At 63.4% G+C, this 21,795-nt stretch carries 25 protein-coding genes; 13 read left to right on the top strand and 12 right to left on the bottom strand.

Annotated features, from left to right (window positions below):
- Positions 1–15: 15 nt before the first annotated feature.
- Positions 16–1,200: an MFS transporter gene (locus tag C167_RS0130935; RefSeq protein WP_017522188.1), complete on the bottom strand. Its 1,185-nt coding sequence runs from the start codon at positions 1,198–1,200 to the stop codon at positions 16–18.
- Positions 1,201–1,304: 104 nt separating this feature from the next.
- Between C167_RS0130935 and C167_RS0130930 the strand changes: the two genes are divergently transcribed.
- Positions 1,305–2,207 carry a LysR family transcriptional regulator gene (locus C167_RS0130930; protein ID WP_017522187.1) on the top strand — a complete coding sequence of 301 codons (903 nt, stop codon included), beginning with the start codon at positions 1,305–1,307 and terminating at the stop codon, positions 2,205–2,207.
- Position 2,208: 1 nt separating this feature from the next.
- Here the strand turns inward: C167_RS0130930 and C167_RS0130925 are convergent, their stop codons facing one another.
- Entirely contained in the window at positions 2,209–2,721 is a 513-nt protein-coding gene (locus C167_RS0130925) for an ankyrin repeat domain-containing protein (RefSeq protein ID WP_017522186.1), read from the bottom strand.
- A gap of 424 nt (positions 2,722–3,145) precedes the next feature.
- On the opposite strand from C167_RS0130925, the gene C167_RS0130920 reads away from it, so the two are divergent.
- From C167_RS0130920 to C167_RS0130910, 3 genes are read left to right on the top strand one after another with little or no spacing between them, the layout of a single operon-like run.
- Positions 3,146–4,267 carry a beta-ketoacyl-ACP synthase III gene (locus C167_RS0130920; RefSeq protein ID WP_026079390.1) on the top strand — a complete coding sequence of 374 codons (1,122 nt, stop codon included), beginning with the start codon at positions 3,146–3,148 and terminating at the stop codon, positions 4,265–4,267.
- Positions 4,267–4,878, top strand: a complete 612-nt coding sequence (locus C167_RS0130915) for an RNA polymerase sigma factor (RefSeq protein ID WP_026079389.1) — start codon at positions 4,267–4,269, stop codon at positions 4,876–4,878. Before C167_RS0130920 ends, C167_RS0130915 begins: the two co-directional genes overlap by 1 nt.
- On the top strand, positions 4,872–5,111 hold the full coding sequence (locus tag C167_RS0130910) for a zf-HC2 domain-containing protein (protein WP_017522183.1): 240 nt from the start codon (positions 4,872–4,874) through the stop codon (positions 5,109–5,111). Before C167_RS0130915 ends, C167_RS0130910 begins: the two co-directional genes overlap by 7 nt.
- Before the next feature lie 278 nt (positions 5,112–5,389).
- On the opposite strand, the gene C167_RS0130905 is transcribed toward C167_RS0130910, so the two are convergent.
- Positions 5,390–6,325 (bottom strand): DedA family protein/thiosulfate sulfurtransferase GlpE, encoded by a 936-nt coding sequence (locus C167_RS0130905; protein WP_017522182.1) that lies wholly within the window; start codon positions 6,323–6,325, stop codon positions 5,390–5,392.
- A 298-nt stretch (positions 6,326–6,623) separates the two neighbouring features.
- On the opposite strand from C167_RS0130905, the gene C167_RS0130900 reads away from it, so the two are divergent.
- The gene (locus tag C167_RS0130900; protein WP_017522181.1) at positions 6,624–7,940 is read left to right on the top strand and encodes an OprO/OprP family phosphate-selective porin; all 1,317 of its coding nucleotides are present in this window, start codon (positions 6,624–6,626) and stop codon (positions 7,938–7,940) included.
- A gap of 180 nt (positions 7,941–8,120) precedes the next feature.
- On the opposite strand, the gene C167_RS0130895 is transcribed toward C167_RS0130900, so the two are convergent.
- Positions 8,121–8,585: a GNAT family N-acetyltransferase gene (locus C167_RS0130895; protein ID WP_017522180.1), complete on the bottom strand. Its 465-nt coding sequence runs from the start codon at positions 8,583–8,585 to the stop codon at positions 8,121–8,123.
- A gap of 145 nt (positions 8,586–8,730) precedes the next feature.
- Here C167_RS0130895 and C167_RS0130890 point away from each other — a divergent pair, with 145 nt between their 5' ends.
- Entirely contained in the window at positions 8,731–9,870 is a 1,140-nt protein-coding gene (locus C167_RS0130890) for an acyl-CoA dehydrogenase family protein (RefSeq protein ID WP_017522179.1), read from the top strand.
- Between the two features lie 42 nt (positions 9,871–9,912).
- Positions 9,913–11,094, top strand: a complete 1,182-nt coding sequence (locus C167_RS0130885) for a CaiB/BaiF CoA transferase family protein (RefSeq protein ID WP_017522178.1) — start codon at positions 9,913–9,915, stop codon at positions 11,092–11,094.
- 6 nt (positions 11,095–11,100) lie between these two features.
- Here the strand turns inward: C167_RS0130885 and C167_RS0130880 are convergent, their stop codons facing one another.
- From C167_RS0130880 to C167_RS0130870, 3 genes are all read right to left on the bottom strand, one after another.
- Positions 11,101–11,598, bottom strand: a complete 498-nt coding sequence (locus C167_RS0130880; protein ID WP_017522177.1) for a SprT family zinc-dependent metalloprotease — start codon at positions 11,596–11,598, stop codon at positions 11,101–11,103.
- 165 nt (positions 11,599–11,763) lie between these two features.
- Positions 11,764–12,360, bottom strand: a complete 597-nt coding sequence (locus C167_RS0130875; protein ID WP_017522176.1) for a Yip1 family protein — start codon at positions 12,358–12,360, stop codon at positions 11,764–11,766.
- Between the two features lie 160 nt (positions 12,361–12,520).
- Positions 12,521–13,117, bottom strand: coding sequence for a DNA-J related domain-containing protein (locus C167_RS0130870; RefSeq protein WP_017522175.1), 597 nt, complete (start codon positions 13,115–13,117; stop codon positions 12,521–12,523).
- Positions 13,118–13,218: 101 nt separating this feature from the next.
- Here C167_RS0130870 and ttcA point away from each other — a divergent pair, with 101 nt between their 5' ends.
- From ttcA to C167_RS0130840, 6 genes are all read left to right on the top strand, one after another.
- Positions 13,219–14,046 carry a tRNA 2-thiocytidine(32) synthetase TtcA gene (gene ttcA, locus C167_RS0130865; RefSeq protein WP_017522174.1) on the top strand — a complete coding sequence of 276 codons (828 nt, stop codon included), beginning with the start codon at positions 13,219–13,221 and terminating at the stop codon, positions 14,044–14,046.
- 19 nt (positions 14,047–14,065) lie between these two features.
- A complete protein-coding gene (locus tag C167_RS0130860) occupies positions 14,066–14,737 on the top strand; it encodes a DNA-3-methyladenine glycosylase I (RefSeq protein ID WP_017522173.1) in 672 nt (223 codons plus the stop codon).
- Positions 14,738–14,766: 29 nt separating this feature from the next.
- Positions 14,767–15,531, top strand: coding sequence for an NAD-dependent protein deacylase (locus C167_RS0130855; RefSeq protein WP_017522172.1), 765 nt, complete (start codon positions 14,767–14,769; stop codon positions 15,529–15,531).
- A 69-nt stretch (positions 15,532–15,600) separates the two neighbouring features.
- Entirely contained in the window at positions 15,601–16,227 is a 627-nt protein-coding gene (locus tag C167_RS0130850) for a C40 family peptidase (protein ID WP_416774577.1), read from the top strand.
- Between the two features lie 80 nt (positions 16,228–16,307).
- Positions 16,308–16,838: a C40 family peptidase gene (locus C167_RS0130845; protein WP_017522170.1), complete on the top strand. Its 531-nt coding sequence runs from the start codon at positions 16,308–16,310 to the stop codon at positions 16,836–16,838.
- A 15-nt stretch (positions 16,839–16,853) separates the two neighbouring features.
- On the top strand, positions 16,854–17,516 hold the full coding sequence (locus tag C167_RS0130840; protein WP_017522169.1) for an O-methyltransferase: 663 nt from the start codon (positions 16,854–16,856) through the stop codon (positions 17,514–17,516).
- A 64-nt stretch (positions 17,517–17,580) separates the two neighbouring features.
- On the opposite strand, the gene C167_RS0130835 is transcribed toward C167_RS0130840, so the two are convergent.
- The 5 genes from C167_RS0130835 to C167_RS0130815 form a co-directional block, all read right to left on the bottom strand.
- Positions 17,581–18,276, bottom strand: coding sequence for a pirin family protein (locus C167_RS0130835; protein ID WP_017522168.1), 696 nt, complete (start codon positions 18,274–18,276; stop codon positions 17,581–17,583).
- A 126-nt stretch (positions 18,277–18,402) separates the two neighbouring features.
- Positions 18,403–19,170 (bottom strand): L-cystine ABC transporter ATP-binding protein TcyN, encoded by a 768-nt coding sequence (tcyN, locus tag C167_RS0130830; RefSeq protein ID WP_017522167.1) that lies wholly within the window; start codon positions 19,168–19,170, stop codon positions 18,403–18,405.
- Entirely contained in the window at positions 19,167–19,838 is a 672-nt protein-coding gene (gene tcyL / locus C167_RS0130825) for a cystine ABC transporter permease (RefSeq protein ID WP_026079388.1), read from the bottom strand. Before tcyL ends, tcyN begins: the two co-directional genes overlap by 4 nt.
- On the bottom strand, positions 19,838–20,638 hold the full coding sequence (gene tcyJ / locus C167_RS0130820; RefSeq protein WP_017522165.1) for a cystine ABC transporter substrate-binding protein: 801 nt from the start codon (positions 20,636–20,638) through the stop codon (positions 19,838–19,840). The genes tcyL and tcyJ overlap by 1 nt, the downstream gene beginning before the upstream one ends.
- A 110-nt stretch (positions 20,639–20,748) precedes the next feature.
- On the bottom strand, positions 20,749–21,759 hold the full coding sequence (locus tag C167_RS0130815; protein ID WP_017522164.1) for a D-cysteine desulfhydrase: 1,011 nt from the start codon (positions 21,757–21,759) through the stop codon (positions 20,749–20,751).
- Between the last annotated feature and the right edge of the window lie 36 nt (positions 21,760–21,795).

The following is a 21,795-nucleotide window of genomic DNA, read 5'->3' as shown; positions in this document are numbered from 1 at the left end:
GGTTCCGCCGATCGTTCACCGGGCCTGCTGGACGGTCGCCGCGGCCATGGCCGGTTCACGCTCCAGGCGCAGGCACAGCAGCGCGGTGGCGATGGCCGCGATCGGCAGCAACGCGCCCACCCAGGGCAATGCCGCCAGGCCCGGGCCGTGGTCGATGGTCAGGCCGCCGAGCCAGGCACCCAGCGCGTTGCCCAGGTTGAAAGCGGCGATGTTGAAGCTCGCCGCGACACTCTGGCCGGCGCCGTGAGCCTTCTCCAGCACCCACATCTGCAGCGGTGGCACAGTGGCGAAACCGGCGGCGCCGAGCAGGGCGATGAAAATGACAACGGCAACCTGATTCTCCAGTGCGAAGCTCATCAGGCCCATGACCACCGCCAGTGCCACCAGACTGCCGAGCAGCGCGGGCACCAGCCGGCGGTCCGCCAGCTTGCCGCCCAACAGGTTGCCCAGCACCAGCCCGCCGCCGAACACCAGCAGCACCGGCGACACCGCGCCTTCGGAGAAGCCGGCCAGGCGGGTCAGCAGCGGCGACACATAGCTGAATACGGTGAACACACCGCCGAAGCCGAGCACGGTGGTCAGCAGGCCGAGCAGCACGGCGGGGCGCTTGAGCACGCGGAAGTCGTCGCGCAAATTACCGGCGATGGGCGGAGCACTGTTGCGCGGTAAATACACAGCCAGGATCGCCAGGGCCAGCAGGCCGATGCCGGTCACCACCCAGAAGGCCGCGCGCCAGCCATAGAGTTGGCCAAGCCAGGTGCCCAGCGGTACGCCGAGGATGGTGGCGACGGTTAGGCCGGTGAACATCAGGGCGATGGCCGAGGCGCGGCGTTCCGCCGGGACCAGGCTGGTGGCGACCACCGAGCCGACGCCGAAGAAGGTGCCATGGGCGAAGGAGGTCAGCACGCGCGCCGCCATCAGTGTGGTGTAGTCCGGCGCCAGGGCGCAGGCGAGGTTGCCGAGGGTGAAGATCACCATCAATCCGAGCAGGGTCCGGCGTTGCGGCCAGCGCGCGGTGAGGGCGGTGAGCAAGGGGGCGCCGAGCACCACGCCCAGCGCGTAGCCGGAGATCAGCAGGCCGGCGGCGGAGATGGACACGCCGAAATCCTGGCCGACCTCCAGCAGCAATCCCATGATCACGAATTCGGTAACGCCGATGCCAAAGGCACCGGCGGTCAAGGCGTACAAGGCAATGGGCACGGTGGCTCTCCCGAAAGGGTTCGAAGAATGGGCGCCACCTTATCCCCGCGCGAATTGCTGATATAGACTGCCTCGGAGCAAATCACCTGTGAATTGAATTCAAGATGGCCCGACCCGACGTCAACCGCTTCGGCGAAATGGAAGTGTTCATCCGCGTGGTGGAAACCGGCGGTTTTACAGCCGCCGCGCAGCAATGCGGCATGACGCCCTCTGCGGTGAGCAAACTGGTGGCGCGCCTGGAGGATCGCCTCGGTGCGCGACTGTTCAACCGCTCCACGCGGCGCCAGCAGCTCACGGCCGAGGGCGCCGGCTTCTATGAGCGCAGCCTGCGCATCCTCGCGGATCTCGATGAAGCCGAACGCGAAGCCTCGGCCAGCGCCGAGCCGCAGGGGCGGGTGCGGATCAGCTGCAACCTGCCGGTGGGGCGGCAGTTCCTGATTCCCGCGCTGCCGCTGTTCTTCGAGCGCTACCCCGGCGTGAACCTCGACCTGCAACTGACGGATGAGGTGGTGGACCTGCTGGAAGTGCGCGCCGACGTTGCCATCCGCAGCGGGCCGTTGCGGGACTCGCGACTGGTGGCGCGCTCGCTGGGCGAGTCGGGACACCGTATCGTCGCCGCGCCGGCTTACATCGCGTGCCGCGGAGCGCCGCAGCATCCGCGCGAGTTGGCCGAACACAATTGCCTGGGCTTCAGTTACCGGCGCATCGAACCGGATTGGCCTTTCCTCGGCGCGCAGGCAGGCGCCCCGGAGCCCAGCGGCAACCTATTGGCCAGCGACGGCGACAGCGTGCGCCATCTGGCGTTGGCGGGATTAGGGCTGGCGCGGCTGGCGGAATTCCAGGTGCGCGACGACCTGCTCACCGGGCGACTGGTCGCGGTGCTGGAAGCCTTCAACCCCGGCGACCGCAAGCCGATGCATGCGCTCTACCTCGGCAAACCAGGGCACCTGCCCGCTCGGGTGCGCGCGGTGCTCGATTTTCTCGCCGAGCATGTGCGCATCGATTGATTCAGGCGGTTTCGAGCAGCGACAGGGTATCGGCCGCGCCCATCATCTTCGCCGCGGCCATGGCCGTCAGGCCGCTGGCGTCGCGGGCCTCGCGGTCGGCGCCATGCTCCAGCAGGCAGCGGACGATGTCCGGACGATTGAACATGGCCGCCATCATCAGCGCGGTCTTGCCGTCGGGGGAGGCGCCTTCTACTTCGGCGCCACGGCTGAGGAGCAGTCGCACCATCTCCAGATCACCCTTGAAAGCGGCGCCGGCAAGGGGCGTCTGCCCGGCGTTGTTGCGCAGATCCGGATCGGCGCCATGGTCGAGCAGTACGCCCACGGTATCGTGGTGGCCGTAGTAGCTTGCCAGCATCAGCAGGCTGTCACCCTTGTGGTTGCGCAGATTGGCCGGCAGGCCCTGCTGCAACAGTTCCTTCAGACGCGGGGTATCCCCCTGGCGAGCAAGGTCGATCACCTGGTTGGCGAATTCCAGGGTCTGTTCGTCCATTTCCGGGCGGCTTTCTGCACTCATCCTGAAGTCTCCTTGGCAAATTCGGGAATGCACTGAAGGATAAGGACTAGCGCGCCGGGGCGCGCCAACACTCTGTCTATGGTGTCGGTGGAAATTTTCAATCCGTTGTTCCAGCACAGGCGTGGCGTGATTTATGTCCATGATCTTGCGTAAATGCCGCCCCCGCACTGCGACTTTTCGGCGAAAATTGCAGCATAATCAGCGATCAGCGGTTGCACCCTGGGTGAAACCGCAAACCGCCGGGCGGGCAAAGGTGCCCACCGCCGGTGGGAGTGGCACACTGCCCTGTTGCGGGGATCGCCATCCCGAAGCCTTCGCGCCAGGACGCGGAGCGACGAATATCCAGTGCCGGCCGATGGGCGGGCACCTTGATGCCTAACCTTGCCGCCCGGCCCGGCGGCGCAGATTGAGAAGAGGATTGACCGTGCATAAAGTCGTGATCAGCGGAACCGGCCTGTATACCCCGCCGTTCAGCATCTCCAACGATGAACTGGTGGAATCCTTCAACAGCTACGTCCGCAGTCACAATGAGCAGAATGCCGAAGCCATCGCCAAGGGCGAGATCGAGGCGCTGTCCGAATCCAGCTCCGCCTTCATCGAGAAGGCCTCCGGCATCAAGAGTCGCTTCGTGGTGAACAAGGAAGGCATCCTCGATCCGCAGCGCATGGCGCCGCGCATTCCGGAGCGTTCCAACGAAGACTGGGGCATCCTCTGCGAGATGGCGACCGCCGCCGCGCAACAGGCCCTGCAGCGCGCCGGCCGTACTCCCGAAGACATCGACGGGGTGATCGTCGCCTGCTCCAACCTGCAGCGCGCCTATCCGGCGGTGGCCATCGAAGTGCAGGCCGCCCTTGGCATCCAGGGCTTCGGCTACGACATGAACGTCGCCTGCTCCTCGGCCACCTTCGGCATCCAGGCCGCGGTGAACAGTGTGCAGTTGGGCCAAGCCCGCGCGATCCTGATGGTCAACCCGGAAATCTGCACCGGCCACCTGAACTTCCGTGACCGCGACAGCCACTTCATCTTTGGTGACGCCGCCACCGCCGTGGTCATCGAGCGCGCCGATCAGGCCACCAGCGAACACCAGTTCGAGGTGGTGAGCACCAAGCTGCTGACCCAGTTCTCCAACAATATCCGCAACAACTTCGGCTTCCTCAACCGCGCGGCGGAGGAGGGCATCGGCAGCCGCGACAAGCTGTTCGTGCAGGAAGGCCGCAAGGTGTTCAAGGACGTCTGCCCGATGGTGGCCGAGCTGATCGGCGAGCACCTGGCGCAGAACGATATCCCGGTCAGCGACGTGAAACGCTTCTGGCTGCACCAGGCCAACCTGAACATGAACCTGCTGATTACCCGCAAGCTGCTCGGCCGCGATGCCGAGGCCCACGAAGCGCCGGTGATCCTCGATACCTACGCCAACACCAGCTCCGCCGGCTCGGTCATTGCCCTGCACAAGTACCAGGACGACCTGCCCGCCGGCTCCATCGGCGTGCTGAGCTCCTTCGGCGCCGGTTACTCCATCGGCAGCGTGATCCTGCGCAAGCGCTGATCGTGTCCGCCGACGACAGCGAGCTGTTGTCACGCCTGCTGGCCGGTGACCAGCAGGCCTTCCGCACCCTGGTAGCCACCTTCCAGGGTGCGATGCGCGCCGTGGCCATTGCCATCGTCGGCGCAGCCCATGCCGATGAAGTGGTGCAGGATGCCTGGCTCGCCGCCGTGCGCAACCTGGATGGCTTCCAGGGGCGCTCCAGCCTCAAGACCTGGCTGCTGACCATCACCGCCAATACCGCCAAATCCCGTCTGCGCAAGGTTCGCCGCGACGTTTCGCTGGACGAACTGCCCGCGCCCCACGGCAGCATCGATGACTCCCGCTTCGCCGCCGACGGCCACTGGAGCCCGGCGCCGCTGGCCTGGCACGAGGATTCGCCGGAAGCCCTGCTGGCCGAAGACGAACTGCGCCAATGCCTGGAAAACACCCTGCTCAGCCTTTCCGAACTGCAGCGCAGCGTGTTGCTGCTGCGTGAACGACAGGGGCTGGAGCTGGAGGAAATCTGTAATCTGCTGGAGGTTTCGCTCTCCAATGTCAGGGTGCTGCTGCATCGCGCGCGGCTGAAGGTGTTCGCCAGCGTCGAACACTTCGAGGAGACCGGGGAATGCTGACCTGCAAGGAACTGGTGGCACGCTCCAGCGACCTGCTGGACGAACAACTGGGCTGGCGCGAGAAGCTTGCGCTGCGCCGGCATCTGCTGCTTTGCCGTCATTGTCGGCGCTACCTGCGGCAGATGCGCCTGGCCCAGGCGACCTTGCGCCTGCTACCAGAACCGCCGCGTCCTGATGCAGAGCGCCTGGCCGACCATCTCGCCGAACTTCGCCGGGACAGCGCGCGGCGCTGAAGGGCAGATCGCTTCTGTATTGGGGATTGGTGAAGGAGAGTTGTCTGAAACACCGTACCGGTGATTTCCCTCTCCCTAACCCTCCCCCTGAAGGGAGAGGGGACTGATTCGGCGTCGGCTGAAACAGTGGCTTCAGCCGGCACGGATAGCGCCCTCTCCCTTCGGAGCGGGGCGCGCAGCCAGGGCGGGGGGAGAGGGCATGCCCTCAGCGCGATATCGAGGCAAGAGCGGATTTATCCTGATTTTTCGCTGCAGACACCCGCGGACGGAGTCCGCTTCTACGTTGGATTCACCACCGGCGCAGGTGCTTGCGCCCGCCACGCATCCAACCCACCCGACAGCGCCCACGTACGCGGGTGCCCGAAGGCCTGCAGCCGCTCGGCCAGCATCGCCGCGGAAAGCTCGTGGGGGCAGGCGCAGTAGATCACCACGTCCTTGTCGTCCTCCAAGCTGCCGCGCAACTCGTCCAGCGCGCCGTCCAGGCTGAAGGCGATGGACCCGGGAATCGCCTCGTCATCGAACTGTGCCCGCACATCGAGGATCAGCGGCGGCTCGCCAGCATCCAGGCGCGCTCGTAGCTCGCCCACGCTGATGCGTGGAATCCGCGCGGTGCGCTTGAGCAGGCTGTAGCGCTGCCAGAGCTTCCAGGCGATGAACAGCGCGAAGGCACCGAGCAACGCCGCGACGCCGACGCTGGCGTACTCGGTGAGCCAGCCGAGGAGGCGGTCCACCGCGTTGCTGAAGATGCTTCCGAGCATCAGCGCGGAGCCAGCCCACAGCGCCGCGCCGGCGAAGTCGTAGGCAAGGAAGCGCGACAGCGGCGTGCCGGTCATGCCGGCCATGGTGGTGGTGAGCGCGCTGGCGCCGGGGAGGAAGCGCGAAATCAGCAAGGCACGCGGGCCGATGCGCAGGTAAAGACTCTGGCTCTGGCGAATGCAGCTGTCCGGCGACAGCGAAACCTTGCACACGCTGCGCAGCATGAAGCCCCCATAGTGCCGCCCGGCGCAGAACCAGATCAGGTCGGCAATCAGGCACGCGCACACGGCCACCGCCAGAGCCTGTCCCAGCGGCACGCCGCTGCCTTGCAGCGCCAGGGCACCCGCGACGATCAGCGCAGGGTAGGCCGGAATCGGCAGGCCTAACTGCTCGAGCAGGACGTTGAAGAACAGCAGGGTGAGGCCGTGCTGCTGGATCAGGGGTTGCAGTTCGTGCATGGCGAAGCCTGAGCGGGAAGGTCTTTCAGGAGGGCGTCAGCATACCGGCAAAGTGGACTTCAGAAAGTGTCTGAAAGCCTAGTGGGAAGCGGCTTAGGACCTTTATGCCATAAAGAAATCAAAAGTTCCTTTGTAATAAAAGTTTTATCTACGAGCAACTGATCTGAAATAACCCCTCGCCAAGATTCCCAGCAACACAAACGGGGGCCGCCAGAACGGCCTGTGCGAGTCCTTGGGGGGCGCGCAGCAGCCAGGCACTCGGCGTGTTCAACGCAAATACCATTAAGGGGAATCTTCGATGATCCGTAAGCACTTCGCCGGTTACGCCGCCACTGCCCTGGCACTGGCCGTTTCCGCCCAGGCTTTCGCAGGCACAGTCACCACCGATGGCGCCGATATCGTTATCAAGACCAAGGGCGGTCTTGAAGTCGGCACTACCGACAAAGAATTCAGCTTCAAGCTCGGTGGCCGTCTGCAAGCGGATTACAGCCGCTTCGATGGTTTCTACACCAAGAACGGCAACAACGGTGACGGCGCCTACTTCCGCCGTGCGTACCTGGAGCTGGGCGGCGTCGTCTACAAGGACTGGAAATACCAGATCAACTACGACATGTCCCACAACTCCGGTAACTCTGACAACGGTTACTTCGATGAAGCTTCTTTCAGCTACACCGGTTTCAGCCCGGTTACCCTGAAGTTCGGCCGCTTCGACCCGGACTTCGGCCTGGAAAAAGCCACCAGCTCCAAGTGGGTGACCGCCACCGAGCGTACCTCCGCGTACGAACTGGCTGACTGGATCAACACCCACCAGGATGGCATGGGCGCCCAGGTCGGCGGCGTCGTCGCCAACATGGCTTACCTGGACGCTGGCGTATTCGCCAAGGACGCCGATGACACCGACGGCGACAGCGTCAAGCAGTTCAACTTCCGCGGTGTATTCGCTCCGATGAACACCGACGGCAACGTGCTGCACGTTGGCGTGGACTACGCCTACCGTGATCTGGACGACACCGCCTTCGACTCCCGCATCCGTCCCCGTCTGGGCATGCGTGGCATCGCCACCAACGGCGGTAACGACGCCGGCGACAACGGCAACCGCGCGACCTTCGGCGGCGCCACCCTGAGCCCGGCCGGTTCCTACAAGGACGATTCCACCTGGGGCGCAGAATTTGCCTACGCCATCGGCCCGTTCTCGGCCCAGGCCGAATACCTGAAGCGCAAGCTGAAGGCTGATGCCGACGCTTACGAAGACATCAAGGCTGACGGCTACTACGGTCAACTGGCCTACACCATCACCGGTGAATCCCGCGTGTACAAGCTCGATGGCGCCAAGTTCGACACCATCAAGCCTTCCAACAAGGAAATCGGTGCCTGGGAAGTCTTCTACCGTTACGACCACATCAAGGTCGATGACCCGAACGTGGTCGTGGCCACCGCCACCCGCGACGTGGGCGACACCAAGGCCAGCACCAACACCATCGGTGTGAACTGGTACGCCAACGAAGCCGTGAAAGTGTCCCTGGACTACGTTCACGTCAGCACCGACGGCATTCGCAACGCCAACGGCGACGACGACGGCAACGGTGTCGTGACTCGTCTGCAGTACGTGTTCTAAGAACGACCGCTCTACCGTTTGACTCCTTTGTGTGAACCCCTGCCTCGGCGGGGGTTTTTTTATACGCGTCAGCAAAGAAGCGAACGTTCTTTGTAGGAGCGAGCTTGCTCGCGAATCTGCTGCACTGGGAATTCGCAGGAAACTTCGTTCGCGAGCAAGCTCGCTCCTACATGGTTTGCCTCAGCGAAAACTGGGGCCCGCCGGCCGTCGGCGGAATTCGAACTCGAGCAACTCATCGAATGGATTGCCCATTTCCAGTCGCGTCCAACCCAGCTTGATAAGGAAAGCCAGCGCCGCCGGGTTGTCCGGCTTCACGCTGGCCCGCCACAAGGGGCTGCTCTGCAGTTCCGGCCGGCTCATCACCAGCGTCATCACCGCGCGCCCTATGCCCGACCTGCGCAATGCCGGGCGCACGGCGAGGTCGGTAACGAAGTAGTACGGACGCTCCGGGCTGGGCAGGCAAACCCCCACCACCGCGACCAGCAGGCTGCCACGCAGGATGCTGTACTGGGCCTTGTCCGAATCCTTCAGCACCTGTTCCAGCCAGTACCGATCCATCGGGCCCAGTTGCGCGTCGAGCAGCGGGTCGTCGAACCAGCTTTCGTACAGTGGAATGTCCTCCGGCTGGAAAGGGCGAATCTGCATGCGGGCGCTCTCCGGTGCAGCTTTAGAAAGTTTCACACTCGCACCTGCTGGGCGATTGCGTCAATCGACCCTGAGCGCTCGCGTCATTGAGGCCACGCGCGGCCAGCACCTACCCTGCGGGCACTCAACCCACCGGGAGTCGACCATGCTGCGCAATCACTTCGAGACCGAGCACAACCTGTTCCGCGATGCGTTCCGAACCTTCCTCAACAAGGAAGTGGTGCCTCATCAGGAGGAGTGGGAGGAAGCCGGCGTGGTGGACCGCAGTGTCTGGCGCAAGGCGGGGGAAATGGGCTTCCTGCTGCCCTGGGCGGAAGAAGAGTACGGCGGAACCGCTCTGAAGGATTTCCGCTACGAACAGATCATGTGTGAGGAATTGGCCGCCATCAACGAGCCGGGCTTCATGATCCCGCTGCACTCGGCGCTGTGCGGTCCTTACATCGCCGAATACGGCAACGCCGAGCAGAAGGCTCGCTGGCTGCCGGGGATCATCCGTGGCGAGAGCATTCTGGCGGTGGCCATGACCGAGCCTTCGGCGGGCTCGGACCTTGCCGGCATGCGCACCACGGCGGTGGACAAGGGCGATCACTTCGTCCTCAACGGTTCCAAGGTCTTCATCTCCAACGGCCTGCTGGCGGACCTGGTGATAGTCGCGGCCAAGACCGACCCGGCGAACAAGCACGCCATGGGGCTGTTCGTGGTGGAGCGCGGCATGGAAGGCTTCGAGCGTGGGCGCAACCTGAAGAAGCTGGGCATGAAGAGCCAGGACACCGCCGAGCTGTTCTTCAACAACGTGAAGGTGCCTAAGGAAAATCTGCTCGGCGACGCCAAGGGTGGCTTCTTCTACCTGGTGAACATGCTGGCGCAGGAGCGCCTGACCAACGCCTGCGGCGCGGTGGCCGGCGCCGAGGCTGCGCTGAGCGCGACTGTCGACTACGTGAAGGAGCGCAAGGCCTTCGACCGCCCGGTGGCGCATTTCCAGAACACCCGCTTCAAGCTCGCCGAGATGCGCACGCAGATCGACGTAGCGCAGGTCTTCACCGACCGCTGCGTGATGGACCACAACCAGAAGAAGCTCACCCCCGAGGTGGCCGCCGAGGCCAAGCTGTTCACCACCGAACTGCTGTGCAAGGTGGTCGACGAGGGTGTGCAACTGCATGGCGGCTGGGGTTACATGTGGGAGTATCCGATCTGCAAGATGTACGCGAACGCGCGCATCCAGCGTATTTTCGCCGGCACCTCGGAGATCATGAAAGAGATCATCAGCCGCGGCATGAAGCTCTGAGGCGCGGCGCCCACGCATCGATTGAGCGAAACAGGAGTGCCCATGAACGGCCCGCTCGCCTCCCTGAAAATCCTCGATTTCTCCACCCTGCTGCCGGGACCCTTCGCCTCGCTGCTGCTGGCCGACATGGGTGCCCAGGTGCTGCGAGTGGAATCGCCCACGCGCATGGACCTGGTGCGCGTGCTGCCGCCGCATGTAGACGGGACCTCCGCCAGCCACGCCTATCTCAACCGCAACAAGCGCTGCATCGCGCTGGACCTGAAGCAGGCCGAGGCAGTGGAGGTGGTGAAGCAACTGGTGCAGGAGTACGACATCGTGCTGGAGCAGTTCCGCCCCGGCGTGATGGACAAGCTCGGCGTGGGCTACGAGGCGCTCAAGGCGATCAACCCGAAGCTGATCTACGTCTCGATCACCGGCTATGGCCAGACCGGCCCGTTCCGTGACCGCGCCGGACACGACATCAACTACCTGGCGCTGGCCGGCGTCGCCAGCTACACCGGCCGCCGCGAGAGCGGCCCGTTGCCTCTGGGCGTGCAACTGGCGGACATCGGTGGCGGTTCGCTGCATGGCGTGATGGGCCTGCTGGCGGCGGTCATCCACCGGCAGCAGACGGGGGAGGGGCAACAGGTCGACGTGAGCATGACCGACTGCGCCTTCAGCCTGCACGGCATGGCCGGCGCGGGCTATCTCGCGGCGGGCGTGGAGCCGGAGATGGAAGGTCTCGCGCTCAACGGCGGCAGCTTCTACGACTACTACCGTACTCGCGATGGTCGCTGGTTCTCGGTGGGCAGCCTGGAGCCGCAGTTCATGCAGCAATTCTGCGCCGCCATCGGACGCCCGGAGCTGGCCGCGCGTGGGTTGTCGCCCAAGCCGGAGGACCAGCAGGCGCTCAAGCGAGAAATTTCCATCGAGTTCGAGAAACATGACTTCAGCCATTGGCAGAAGCGCTTCGCCGCGCTGGATGCCTGCGTCGAGCCGATGCTGTCGATGGCCGAGGCGGTGGAGCACCCGCAATTTGTGGAGCGCGGCGCGGTTACCCAGGTGCCCAATGGCAAAGGCGGTGAGCAGCGGCAGATGGCCTGTCCGATTCGCTTCTCCGCCGGTCTCCCGGAGCCGCGTCACATCGGCGCCGCTCTGGGCGCACACACGGCTGAGGTGATGGCGGAGCTGGGCTATTCGGCCGAGCAGGTCGAGGCGTTGAAAGCGGCGAAGGTCATCGCCTGATTCGCATCATTCGCGGCGGATTTCGCCGGTGAAGATCAGCGTTGCGCGGCAGCGCCGGCAGTAGTAGCGCCGGCCCTGTGCGACCAGGTTGTGGCGCTGGGACGAAAAGGGGAATTCATTGCCTTCGCCGCAGTGGCAGCGATACAGGTAGCGGGTAGAGCGGCGGCGCTTGATCTCGTAGGTGTGGCAGCGATCGGGCGGCAGGCCGTAGATGCCGCGCATGATCAGCTGCCACTCCTCGCCATGGGGGCGGATGCGCGGGCCGAACATCTGGTGGGCGATCAGGTGCGCCACCTCATGGGCCACGGTCTGCTTTAGGAAGTGTTCGTGGTTTTCCCGGTACAGCTGCGGGTTGAAGCGCAGCAGGTTTTCATCCAGGTGGGCGACGCCGGCCTTCTGGCCGCGTAGCCGGAAGCTCACTTCCGGGCGGGGAAAGCGCCGCTGGAAGAAGGCTTCGGCCTGCTGGTAGCAGGCTTCGACGCGAGCGTTGAGCTGTTCAGGCATACAGTGGTTCTCCGACGGGGGCAGATTATGCCGCAGTCGAAGCGCCGGTGGAGGATTTCTCGCGGCCGCTCGTCCGGGGTGCAGGTTCAGGCAAGCCGTAGGGCGTTTAGGCAAGCGAAAGGAAACCGGGCCACGAAGGGCCCGGTTTCCTTTGTAGAGGACGGATCAGGTGTATTCCGGGCCCACACCGCTGCCCCAGAGGATGACCGACAGGGCCATCATCGCCACCAGCACCACCAGTCCTACCGCCAGCACCGAGCTTGAGAACAGGAAACCTTCATCCTTGTGGATGTTCATGAAGGTCGGGATGCCGACATAGAGCAGGTATACGGTGTAGCAGATCGCTGCTGTGCCGATGATCATGCCCAGCCACAGGTGCGGGTAAAGCGCCGCGAGGCCGCCGATGAAAAGCGGAGTTGCGGTGTACGCAGCGAATACGATGCATTGGGTCAGCGATGGCGACGCGTCATAGGTGCGGGCCATCCAGTGGATGAAAGCGCCCATGATGGCGACGCCGGCGAGCATGGCGATGTAGGTCATGATGGTCAACTGGATGGCGCTGGCGGCTGTCAGCTTGACCGGTCCCGCACTGCCCAGCACCCAACCGACCTGCGTGGTGCCGATATAGGCCGAAATGACTGGAATGGCAGCGAGGATCAGGACGTGGGTCAGGTACATGTGGCTGATGGTTTCTTCCTCGCCACGGATTTCCTGCCATTCCTGATCGGGATGGGTGAAGAGCCCCCACACATGATGGATCATGTCAGCATTCTCCTCTTCTTATAGAAGGTCGCCCCCCAGCGAGGCGCCGAATACGCGTAGCCAGCGTCATCCGGTGCCCGGCCGACCTATGCGACCTTAAGTCGCAGTATAGGAATGGCTGCAGACCACGTCGTCCGTGGGGTTAGAGCAAATGGAAGTTTCACGGGCGGCTGTAATAGCGCTCCAGAATTTCCATGGCTTTATTGATCGACTGAAGGCGCGTGTTACTGCCACCACGGTCGGGGTGGTGCTGGCTCACCAACTGGCGATAGCGCAGCTTGATCAGTGCGTAGTCCACCGGCCCGTCTTCCAGCTCGAAGAGCGCCAGCGCGGCGGCCTTTTCCTCATTCCCCTGCATGCGCGTCCAGAAGCTCTCCAGCAGCTTTTCCACGTCGTGTTCGGTGGTTTCCCTCAGATGCTTCTCGTCGAGGTAGTAGGCGCGCAAGGCGTCCTGCTCGCCGAGTGCCTGCACCCCGCTCATATAGGGACAGAGACGGATCGACAATGGGCCGATCTCCAGGTGTGCGGCGTTCTCCTCCCACAGCCGGTCGCGCAGGCGATACAGCGCGTTGAACACCAGGAAATGGGTGCGGAACAGCACCAGCTTGTCAGTCAGCGGCAGGTTGGGCACGTGGGTCGAGTGCCGAGCCTTCAAATGCTGGATCAGCTGGAATTCGGAGATTCCTTCAGTCGCTTCCTGCAGCAACTGCAGGAGCTGGTCCGTCAGGTCGAGGGAAGGGGCGAGATCGGGCGTCATGCTGTCAGATTAGCAGTAGCCCGATGGAGGGGCTGGGGTATGCGTCGCTTTGCGCGTAAAATGACCGGCTTTTCGTCTTGCCCTTTGGATTCCCGAGCACCATGGCCAGCACCCTTTCGGTCAACCAGAACAAACTGCAGAAACGCCTGCGCCGCCAGGTTGGCGAAGCGGTCACCGACTTCAACATGATCGAGGACGGCGACAAGGTGATGGTCTGCCTGTCCGGTGGCAAGGACAGCTACACCCTGCTGGACATCCTGCTGTACCTGCAGAAGGTGGCGCCGATCCAGTTCGAGATCGTCGCGGTGAACATGGACCAGAAGCAGCCCGGCTTCCCCGAGCATGTGCTGCCGGCCTACCTGGAATCCATCGGCGTGCAGTACCACATCATCGAGAAGGACACCTACTCGGTGGTGAAGGAGAAGATCCCGGAGGGCAAGACCACCTGCTCGCTGTGCTCGCGCCTGCGCCGTGGCACCCTCTACACCTATGCCGACGAAATCGGCGCGACCAAGATGGCGCTGGGTCACCACCGCGACGACATCCTGGAAACCTTCTTCCTTAATATGTTCTACGGCGGCACCCTCAAGGCCATGCCGCCCAAGTTGCTTTCCGACGACGGCCGCAACGTGGTGATCCGTCCGCTGGCGTACTGCAACGAGAAGGACATCGAGGCCTACTCGGTGCTCAAGGAATTCCCGATCATCCCGTGCAACCTGTGTGGTTCCCAGGAAAACCTGCAGCGCCAGGTGGTCAAGGAAATGCTGCTGGACTGGGAGCGCAAGTCGCCGGGCCGTACCGAGATCATGTTCCGCGCGCTACAGAACGTGGTGCCGTCGCAACTGGCCGACCGTAACCTGTTCGACTTCAACAGCCTGCGCATCGACGAGACCGCCACCCCGCGCTTCCTGGACGTGATGAACCTGTAAGAACTCGCAAGGACGCCCGATGCGCGATTACCCGTGGCTATACGAGTACTGCCTGAATCGCTTCGGCTCGGTCGAAGCGCTGGAAGCCCGCCTGCCGCAGCCCAAGTCGCCGGCCAATCTGGCGGCGGTTGGCGATGATCGCTACCTGTCGCTGATCAGCCTGCGCATCTTCCGTGCCGGGCTCAAGCACAGCCTGGTGGACGCCAAGTGGCCGGCCTTCGAGGAGGTCTTCTTCGGCTTCGACCCGGAGAAGGTCGTGCTGATGGGCGGCGAACGTCTGGAAAACCTGATGCAGGACACCCGGCTGATCCGTCATCTGGGCAAGCTCAAGAGCGTGCCGCGCAATGCCCAGTTCGTCCTGGACATCGCCCGCGAGTACGGCAGTTTCGGCAGGTTCCTGGCCGGTTGGCCTTCCAGCGATATCGTCGGCCTGTGGAAGCTGCTGGCCAAGCGCGGCAACCAGTTGGGCGGTATGTCCGCACCGCGATTCCTGCGCATGGCCGGCAAGGACACCTTCGTTCTCAGCGATGATGTGGTCGCGGCGCTCAAGGCCCAGGAAATCGTCGACAGGACGCCGACCAGCCTGAAGGACCTCGCGCTGGTGCAGAGCGCTTTCAGCCAGTGGCAGGAACAAAGCGGTCGGCCGCTGTGCCATATCTCGATGATGCTGTCATATACGGTCAATCACTGAAGGCGCGGCCCGGCTGCGGAGGAGGGTGCATGGATTCGGCCATCGAACGCACGGGCGCGGCATTGGCGCGCGCCGAGCGCATCCTGGTGATTACTGGCGCCGGACTTTCCGCTGACTCGGGGATGCCGACCTATCGGGGGCTGGGTGGTCTATATAACGGCCGGACAGCGGAAGGCATACCCATCGAGGTGGCGATTTCCGGTCCGATGCTGCAGAAAGATCCCGCCCTGTGCTGGAAATACCTGGCCGAACTGGGCAAGGCTTGCCTGAACGCGCAGCCAAATGCCGGCCACGAGGCCATCGCCGAACTGCAGCGGCTCAAGCCGGAATGCTGGGTGCTGACGCAGAACATCGATGGCTTCCATCGTCGCGCGGGCTCGCCTGCTGAGCGGCTGATCCAGATCCATGGCCAGCTGGCGCCGTTGTACTGCCAGTCGTGCGGGCTGGAAAGCTCCGAGCTGGCAGGGCATCTGCAGGGGCCGTTACCACCGAAATGTGCGCGCTGCGCAGGCGTGTTGCGTCCGCCAGTGGTGCTGTTCGAGGAGATGTTGCCCGAGGAGGCGATCGACACGCTGTATGCGCAATTGCGCAAAGGCTTCGACGCTGTTCTGCTGGTAGGAACCACTGCGAGCTTCCCCTACATCATCGAGCCGGTGCTGCGCACTCGGGACGCGGGGGGCTTCACCGCCGAGGTGAATCCAGGCCTGACGGACCTGAGTTCAGTGGTCGAAGAGAGAATGGCGGGTCGAGCCTTAGACATTATGCCGCGCCTGCTGGGTCACATTCCGCGATAAAAAACTTGCATTACCCCCATTGAGCGGGCAAATTAGCCCGCTATTAAATGGAACTAATGAGACACGGTCGTGCCCATGCTTAAACGCTTCGCACCCCTCGTGCCCATGAGTTTCGTTCTGCTGCTGGCAGCTTGCGCCAGCCATTCGCCGGAATCGCAGCCGAATCAGGTGGCTTCAGCGCCTGTCACTCGAGCCGCTCTCCAGGTCAATCAGCACAACATAGCGCTGATGAATGAGTCGCAGGACGAGGGGGCCAAAAACGATAACGGCAGTTCAACTGCCCATGTATCCGACATTCTGGACCGCGCGTTCTCGCTGATCGGTACTCCGTACCGCTTTGGTGGGAAATCGGAGCGGACGGGCTTCGATTGCAGCGGTTTCGTGGGCTATCTGTTCCGCGAAGAAGCGGGCATCAGCCTGCCGCGTTCGACGCGTGAGATGATCAACATGGACGTCCCGCTGGTCTCCAAAGAAGACCTGCAACCGGGCGACCTGATCTTCTTCAACAATCGTGGTCGCGGTCGGGTCAGTCACGCCGGCATTTATATCGGCGATGGACAATTCATCCATTCAGCCAGCCGCCGCGGCGGTGGTGTACGGGTGGATCGCCTGGACGAAAGCTACTGGCGCCTGAGCTTCATGGAAGCCAAGCGCGTGCTCGAGCCCGGCTACGAGCCGAAAACAGCGACTCGTTAAACTTAAAGTTTTACTTTAAGTATTGCGCTCAAGTCTCTGTTGGTAGAAAGTGATGGCACTCCTTGACGGGATGCCATCACATGTTCGTTCCTCAGCGCATCATTCTTCTGGTTGTTCTCGCCTCGCTGGCCGCCTGCGCCAGTCGTACGCCACCGTCGCCGCCTCCCGTGGTGAACGCGCCCGCTGCTCCCGTCTACAACACCCAGGCCGCTGACGATGTCCTGATCCGTGCCATTGGCTTGGTCGGAACGCCTTATCGTTGGGGCGGCAACACGCCGGATGGTGGATTCGATTGCAGCGGCCTGATCGGCTACGTCTACCGTGATGCAACCGGCCTGATGCTGCCGCGCTCCACTCGCGAGATGATTTCCCTGCGCGCGCCTACCGTCGGCCGCGAGTCCCTGCAGAGCGGCGATCTGGTGTTCTTCGCCACCAGCGGTGGACGGGGCGTCAGTCATGCGGGTATCTATGTCGGGGAGGGGCGCTTCGTTCATGCGCCCAGAACGGGCGGGACCGTACGCCTGGACAGCCTCGACAGCGCCTATTGGCAGAAGGCCTTCCTGGAAGCCAAGCGCGTCCTCGCCGTCCAGAGTCTCGCCCTCCATCCTTGATCCTCAGGAGGGCCCATGACCACCCGCACGCTGAATCTGGACGACTCGCTATACCAGTACCTTCTCGACGTATCCCTGCGCGATTCTCCCGTCAAGGCTCGCCTGCGAGCCGAGACTGCCAGCCTGCCGATGTCCCGTTGGCAGGTTGCCCCGGAGCAGGGGCAGTTCCTCGCCCTGCTGGTCCGACTCACCGGCGCGAAACGCATTCTCGAGATCGGCACCTTCACCGGCTACAGCGCCCTGTGCATGGCCGAGGCCTTGCCGGAAGGCGGGCATATTCTCTGCTGCGACCTGCCTGGTGAGTACAATGACATCGCCCGGAGCTACTGGCGTGACGCAGGCGTCGACTCTCGAATCGAGCTACGCCTCGGCGCGGCGCAGGCCACTCTGGAGACGCTGATGGCTGGAGACCAGAAAGGCAGTTTCGATCTGATTTTCATCGATGCCGACAAGGCCAACTATCCCGTTTACCTCGAGCACGCCCTGACGCTGCTGCGCGAAGGCGGCCTGGTGGTTTTCGACAATGTACTGTGGAGCGGGCGGGTGCTGGAGACGAACCCGGAAAGCGCGGACACCCGAGCGATCCAACAGCTCAACCTTGCGTTGAAGACGGACGAGAGGGTGGATTATTCGCTGGTGCCGATTGGCGATGGCATGAGTCTTTGCCGCAAGCGCTAATTTCTACGGTGAAATAAAAAAGGCACGCCAACCAGCGTGCCTTTTTTTGTCACCATCGTGTGGATCAGGCGACGTCGACCAGAATCACCTCACTGTCTTCCAGCGCCGTGACCTTCAACACGGCCTCGTCGGCAATTGCGGCGCCGTCGCGGGCCAGCAGTTCGACGCCATTGACCTCGACCTTGCCGGTTGCCGGCACCAGGTAGCCGCGGCGGCCGTCGAGTTCATACTCGGCGGTCTGTCCGGCCTTAAGAGTGGCGGCGACCAGGCGGCCTTCGGCGCGGATGCGCAAGGCGTCGGCGTCGTTCTCATAGCCACTGGCGAGGGTCACGAAGCGCCCGGCGCGGTCGCCCTTCGGGAAGGGTTTGGCGCCCCAGGATGGCGTGCCGCCGCGTACCGACGGGATGATCCAGATCTGGAAGATCTTGGTGACATCCTTCTCCAGGTTGTACTCGGAGTGCACGATGCCCGAGCCCGCGCTCATCACCTGTACGTCGCCCGCTTCGGTACGGCCTTTGTTGCCCAGGCTGTCCTGGTGGGTGATCGCACCCTGGCGGACGTAGGTGATAATTTCCATCTCGCGATGCGGGTGCGGCGGGAAGCCGGTGCCGGCAGCGATTTCGTCATCGTTCCAGACGCGGAGGTTGCCCCAGTCCATACGCTCGGCGTCGTAGTATTCGGCAAAGGAGAAGTGGTGCTTGGCATTGAGCCAGCCGTGGTTGGCGCCGCCAAGTTGCTGGAAGGGTCTGCGTTCGATCATGACTTAGTCCTCTTGGGGCGCGGCAGGCGGGTGGGCCTGACCGCGCGGTTCATGGGACTATGTTCTCTCGCGCTCTATCGATAAAAAAGCGCAAATATCGGCGTATATTGATCGATTAATTCGATTCTATTCCGCTACGCGCTTCTCGCCCTGGTCGAGGAATTTGCTGAGGAACTGACGGGTGCGTTCTTCCTTTGGGTGGGCGAACAGTGCCTTGGCGTCGCCCTGTTCGACAATCACGCCCTTGTCGATGAAGATCGTCCGGTTCGCGACGTCGCGGGCGAAGCTCATTTCGTGGGTGACGATGACCATGGTGCGTTTTTCCTGGGCCAGGCCGCGGATAGTCGACAGAACTTCACCGACCAGTTCCGGGTCGAGCGCCGAGGTGGGCTCATCGAAGAGGATCACGTCCGGCTGCATGGCCAGGGCGCGTGCGATGGCAACGCGTTGTTGCTGGCCACCGGAAAGGCGCTTGGGGTAGGAGTCTTCCTTGCCGGCCAGCCCGACCTTCGCCAGTAACTGGCGGGCACGCTCGATGGCTTGGGCGCGAGGCTCCTTCTTCACGATGATCGGGCCTTCCACCACGTTCTCCAGCGCGGTGCGGTGAGGGAACAGGTTGAAGTTCTGGAAGACGAAGCCCACGTGCTGGCGCAGCTTGCGGATCAGTCCCTGCTGTCCGCTGAGCGGCCGTGAGGCATCGATGCGGATGTCGCCAACCTGGATGGTCCCGCCGTTGGGCACTTCCAGCAGGTTGAGGCAGCGCAGCAGGGTCGTCTTGCCCGAGCCGCTGGGGCCGATGATCGCGACCACTTCGCCGGCCTCCACGGTCAGGTCGATGCCCTTGAGCACCTCCTGCCCTCGGAACTGCTTGGTCAGCTGGCGTACTTCGATCATGCGTCGTGCTCCTGGTCATGACGGTTGACCCGGTCTTCCAGGCGGTTCTGCAGGTGCGACAGGATGCTCGCGAGGATCCAGTAGATGAGTGCCGCTGCGAGGTACATGGTGAAGACCTCGAAGGTGCGCGCGGTAATCAGCTGGGCCTGGCGGAACAGTTCCGGGACCTGGATGGTAGCGGCCAGGGCGGTGTCCTTGACCAGCGAGATGAAGCTGTTGCCCAGTGGCGGCAAGGCGGTGCGCGCGGCCTGCGGCAGGATCACCCGGCGCAGGGTTTCGGCGCGGGTCATGCCGATGCTGGCGGCGGCCTCCCACTGGCCTTTGTCGATGGAGCCGATGGCAGCGCGGAGGATTTCGCAGACATAGGCGGCCATGTTCAGCGAGAAGCCGATCAGCGCCGCCGGCAACGGGTCGAGCTCGATGCCGGCCTGAGGCAGGCCGTAATAAATCATGAAGAGCTGGACCAGCAACGGCGTGCCGCGGAAGAACGACACGTAGATGCGCGCGATCCAGCGCACGGGGGGGAAGCCGTACAGGCGCATCAGCGCCAGTACGAAGCCGAGCAGCAGTCCGAAGAACATGCCGCCAACGCTGAGGACTACCGTAAAGACCGCGCCCTTGAGCAGGAAGGGCGCGGAATCCAGCGCTAGCTGCAGGCTTTCCTCGATCATTGGGTGACGTCAGCCTGGAACCATTTCTCCGACAGTGTTTTCAGCGTGCCATCAGCCCTGAATTTCTCGATGGCCTTGTTCAGTGCCGCGAGCAGTTCCGGGTTGCCCTTGCGCAGGGCGATGCCGGCTTCCTGGCGAGCGAAGGGCGCGCCGGTCAGCGCCATGGCGCCCTTGGTCTTGTTGACCATGTCGAAGGCGGCGAGGCGATCCACCAGAATCACGTCGATGCGGCCGCTGCGCAGGTCCTGGAATTTGGTGGGGTCGTCTTCGTAGGTGCGCACGTCAGCTTGCGGCACATGCTCGCGCAGCCATTGCTCATAGTTGGTGCCCAGGCCCACCCCGACCTTCACGCCAGCCAGTTTCTCCGGCGTGTCGTATTTGCCTTCGTCACCCTTGCGCACCAGCGCCTGGATGCCGGAGACGGTGTAGGCGTCGGAGAAGTCATACTTCTTCTTGCGCTCCTCGGAGATGGTCACCTGGTTGATCACCAGGTCCAGGCGCTTGGATTCCAGCGCGGCGAGGATGCCGTCCCACTTGGTCGGTTGCAGCTTGGCGGTGACGCCCAGCTCCTTGGCGATCAGGTTGGAAAAGTCCACTTCAAAACCGGCCAGCTTGCCGTTCTCGTCCTGGAAACTGAAGGGCGGGTAGGTGCCCTCGAGACCGACGCGGACTTCGCCCTTGGACTTGATCTGGGCGAGCAGGTCGTCCGCGGCCTGGGCCTGGCCGAAGAGGCTGGCGCCGAGGGTGAGGGTCAGGCTGGCAAGCAGGAAATGACGTCGCAGTGCGGAGAAGGTCATGGTGGTCCCCGTTTTTGGTGTTTTAAGCAGGTTAGTCAACGCGTGGCGACTATATGGGCAAAATTGTTATGCAATAAAATAGTAAAAAATTACATGTCGAGATCTAATTGTTATATTGGTGAGATCGCTGAATGATAAGCGAACAGCGCCGGCGAGCCGCCTGTGTGGAGGAACAGGATCGGTCCTGGCTTGCAGAAGCGATTACGGCGGATGCCATCGAGCAATCCGGCCATGGCCTTGCCGGTGTAGACCGGGTCCAGCAGCAGGCCTTCCTGGCTCGCCAGCAGGCGCACCGCCTCCAGCGTACCGGCGTTGGCTTCGCCGTAGCGCGGGCCGAAATACTCGTCCCACAGTTGCACTTTCGGTGCTGCCGAGGCGTTGTGGCCGAGCAGCTCCAGCGTGCGTTCAATCAATCCTTCCACCTTTGGCCGCTGTGCCGCATCGGTGCGCGAGACGGTCACGCCAATGACGTCCAGCCCCGGCAGGGCATCGGCCAGCGCAATCGCCAGGCCCGCATGGGTGCCCGCGCTGCCGGAGGCGAGCGCCACGGCAGAAAACTCCTGGCCGCTGGCGCGAATCTGTTCCGCCAATTCCAGTCCGGCGCGCACGTAGCCCAGGGCGCCCAGTGCGTTGGAGCCGCCAATGGGCACGAGGTAGGGCTTGCGGCCCTCGCGGCGCAGACGCTCGCCGGTCTGTGCCAGAAGCTCGTCCGCGGTATCGAGGTTTTGCACGAGTTCGACTTCGGTGCCGAACAGGTCCAGCAGCAGGCGGTTGCCGTTGCTCAGGTAATTGCGGTCATCGGTGCCGATGGGGTTTTCCAGCAGCGCCACGCAGCGCAGGCCAAGCTTGGCAGCGACGGCGGCAGTCTGGCGCACGTGGTTGGACTGGATCGCTCCGGCGGTGACCAGAGTGTCGGCGCCGGCCTTCAGGGCATCGGCGGCGAGGAATTCCAGTTTACGTACCTTGTTGCCGCCCAGGGCGAAGGGCGTCGTATCGTCACGCTTCACATACAGATCGCGGCCCAGGTGTGCGGACAGCCGCTCCAGCTTGTCGAGCGGCGTCGGGCCGCCGGCCAGTTCGAGGCGGGAAAAGCGTGCGAGAGCTTCACGCAGGGCGCTCATGGGGAATTCTCGGTGTGACGGTGGGAGGCGTCACGA

The organism is Pseudomonas nitroreducens TX1 (assembly GCF_000313755.1).
Taxonomy (GTDB): Bacteria; Pseudomonadota; Gammaproteobacteria; order Pseudomonadales; family Pseudomonadaceae; genus Pseudomonas; species Pseudomonas nitroreducens_A.
Note: the sequence above shows the minus strand (reverse complement) of the source record. Positions and strands in the feature narration are given on the sequence as shown.

Excerpts from the sequence above, each read along its gene's own strand:
- C167_RS0130815 (WP_017522164.1), bottom strand. The coding sequence starts at position 21,759 with ATGAGCGCCCTGCGTGAAGCTCTCGCACGCTTTTCCCGCCTCGAACTG.
- ttcA (WP_017522174.1), top strand. The coding sequence starts at position 13,219 with ATGGCCAGCACCCTTTCGGTCAACCAGAACAAACTGCAGAAACGCCTG.
- C167_RS0130880 (WP_017522177.1), bottom strand. The coding sequence starts at position 11,598 with ATGCCTGAACAGCTCAACGCTCGCGTCGAAGCCTGCTACCAGCAGGCC.
- tcyJ (WP_017522165.1), bottom strand. The coding sequence starts at position 20,638 with ATGACCTTCTCCGCACTGCGACGTCATTTCCTGCTTGCCAGCCTGACC.
- C167_RS0130840 (WP_017522169.1), top strand. The coding sequence starts at position 16,854 with ATGACCACCCGCACGCTGAATCTGGACGACTCGCTATACCAGTACCTT.
- C167_RS0130905 (WP_017522182.1), bottom strand. The coding sequence starts at position 6,325 with ATGCACGAACTGCAACCCCTGATCCAGCAGCACGGCCTCACCCTGCTG.
- C167_RS0130885 (WP_017522178.1), top strand. The coding sequence starts at position 9,913 with ATGAACGGCCCGCTCGCCTCCCTGAAAATCCTCGATTTCTCCACCCTG.
- C167_RS0130860 (WP_017522173.1), top strand. The coding sequence starts at position 14,066 with ATGCGCGATTACCCGTGGCTATACGAGTACTGCCTGAATCGCTTCGGC.
- C167_RS0130900 (WP_017522181.1), top strand. The coding sequence starts at position 6,624 with ATGATCCGTAAGCACTTCGCCGGTTACGCCGCCACTGCCCTGGCACTG.
- C167_RS0130855 (WP_017522172.1), top strand. The coding sequence starts at position 14,767 with ATGGATTCGGCCATCGAACGCACGGGCGCGGCATTGGCGCGCGCCGAG.
- C167_RS0130895 (WP_017522180.1), bottom strand. The coding sequence starts at position 8,585 with ATGCAGATTCGCCCTTTCCAGCCGGAGGACATTCCACTGTACGAAAGC.
- C167_RS0130875 (WP_017522176.1), bottom strand. The coding sequence starts at position 12,360 with ATGATCCATCATGTGTGGGGGCTCTTCACCCATCCCGATCAGGAATGG.
- C167_RS0130930 (WP_017522187.1), top strand. The coding sequence starts at position 1,305 with ATGGCCCGACCCGACGTCAACCGCTTCGGCGAAATGGAAGTGTTCATC.
- C167_RS0130925 (WP_017522186.1), bottom strand. The coding sequence starts at position 2,721 with ATGAGTGCAGAAAGCCGCCCGGAAATGGACGAACAGACCCTGGAATTC.
- tcyN (WP_017522167.1), bottom strand. The coding sequence starts at position 19,170 with ATGATCGAAGTACGCCAGCTGACCAAGCAGTTCCGAGGGCAGGAGGTG.
- C167_RS0130910 (WP_017522183.1), top strand. The coding sequence starts at position 4,872 with ATGCTGACCTGCAAGGAACTGGTGGCACGCTCCAGCGACCTGCTGGAC.
- C167_RS0130890 (WP_017522179.1), top strand. The coding sequence starts at position 8,731 with ATGCTGCGCAATCACTTCGAGACCGAGCACAACCTGTTCCGCGATGCG.
- C167_RS0130835 (WP_017522168.1), bottom strand. The coding sequence starts at position 18,276 with ATGATCGAACGCAGACCCTTCCAGCAACTTGGCGGCGCCAACCACGGC.
- C167_RS0130870 (WP_017522175.1), bottom strand. The coding sequence starts at position 13,117 with ATGACGCCCGATCTCGCCCCTTCCCTCGACCTGACGGACCAGCTCCTG.
- C167_RS0130845 (WP_017522170.1), top strand. The coding sequence starts at position 16,308 with ATGTTCGTTCCTCAGCGCATCATTCTTCTGGTTGTTCTCGCCTCGCTG.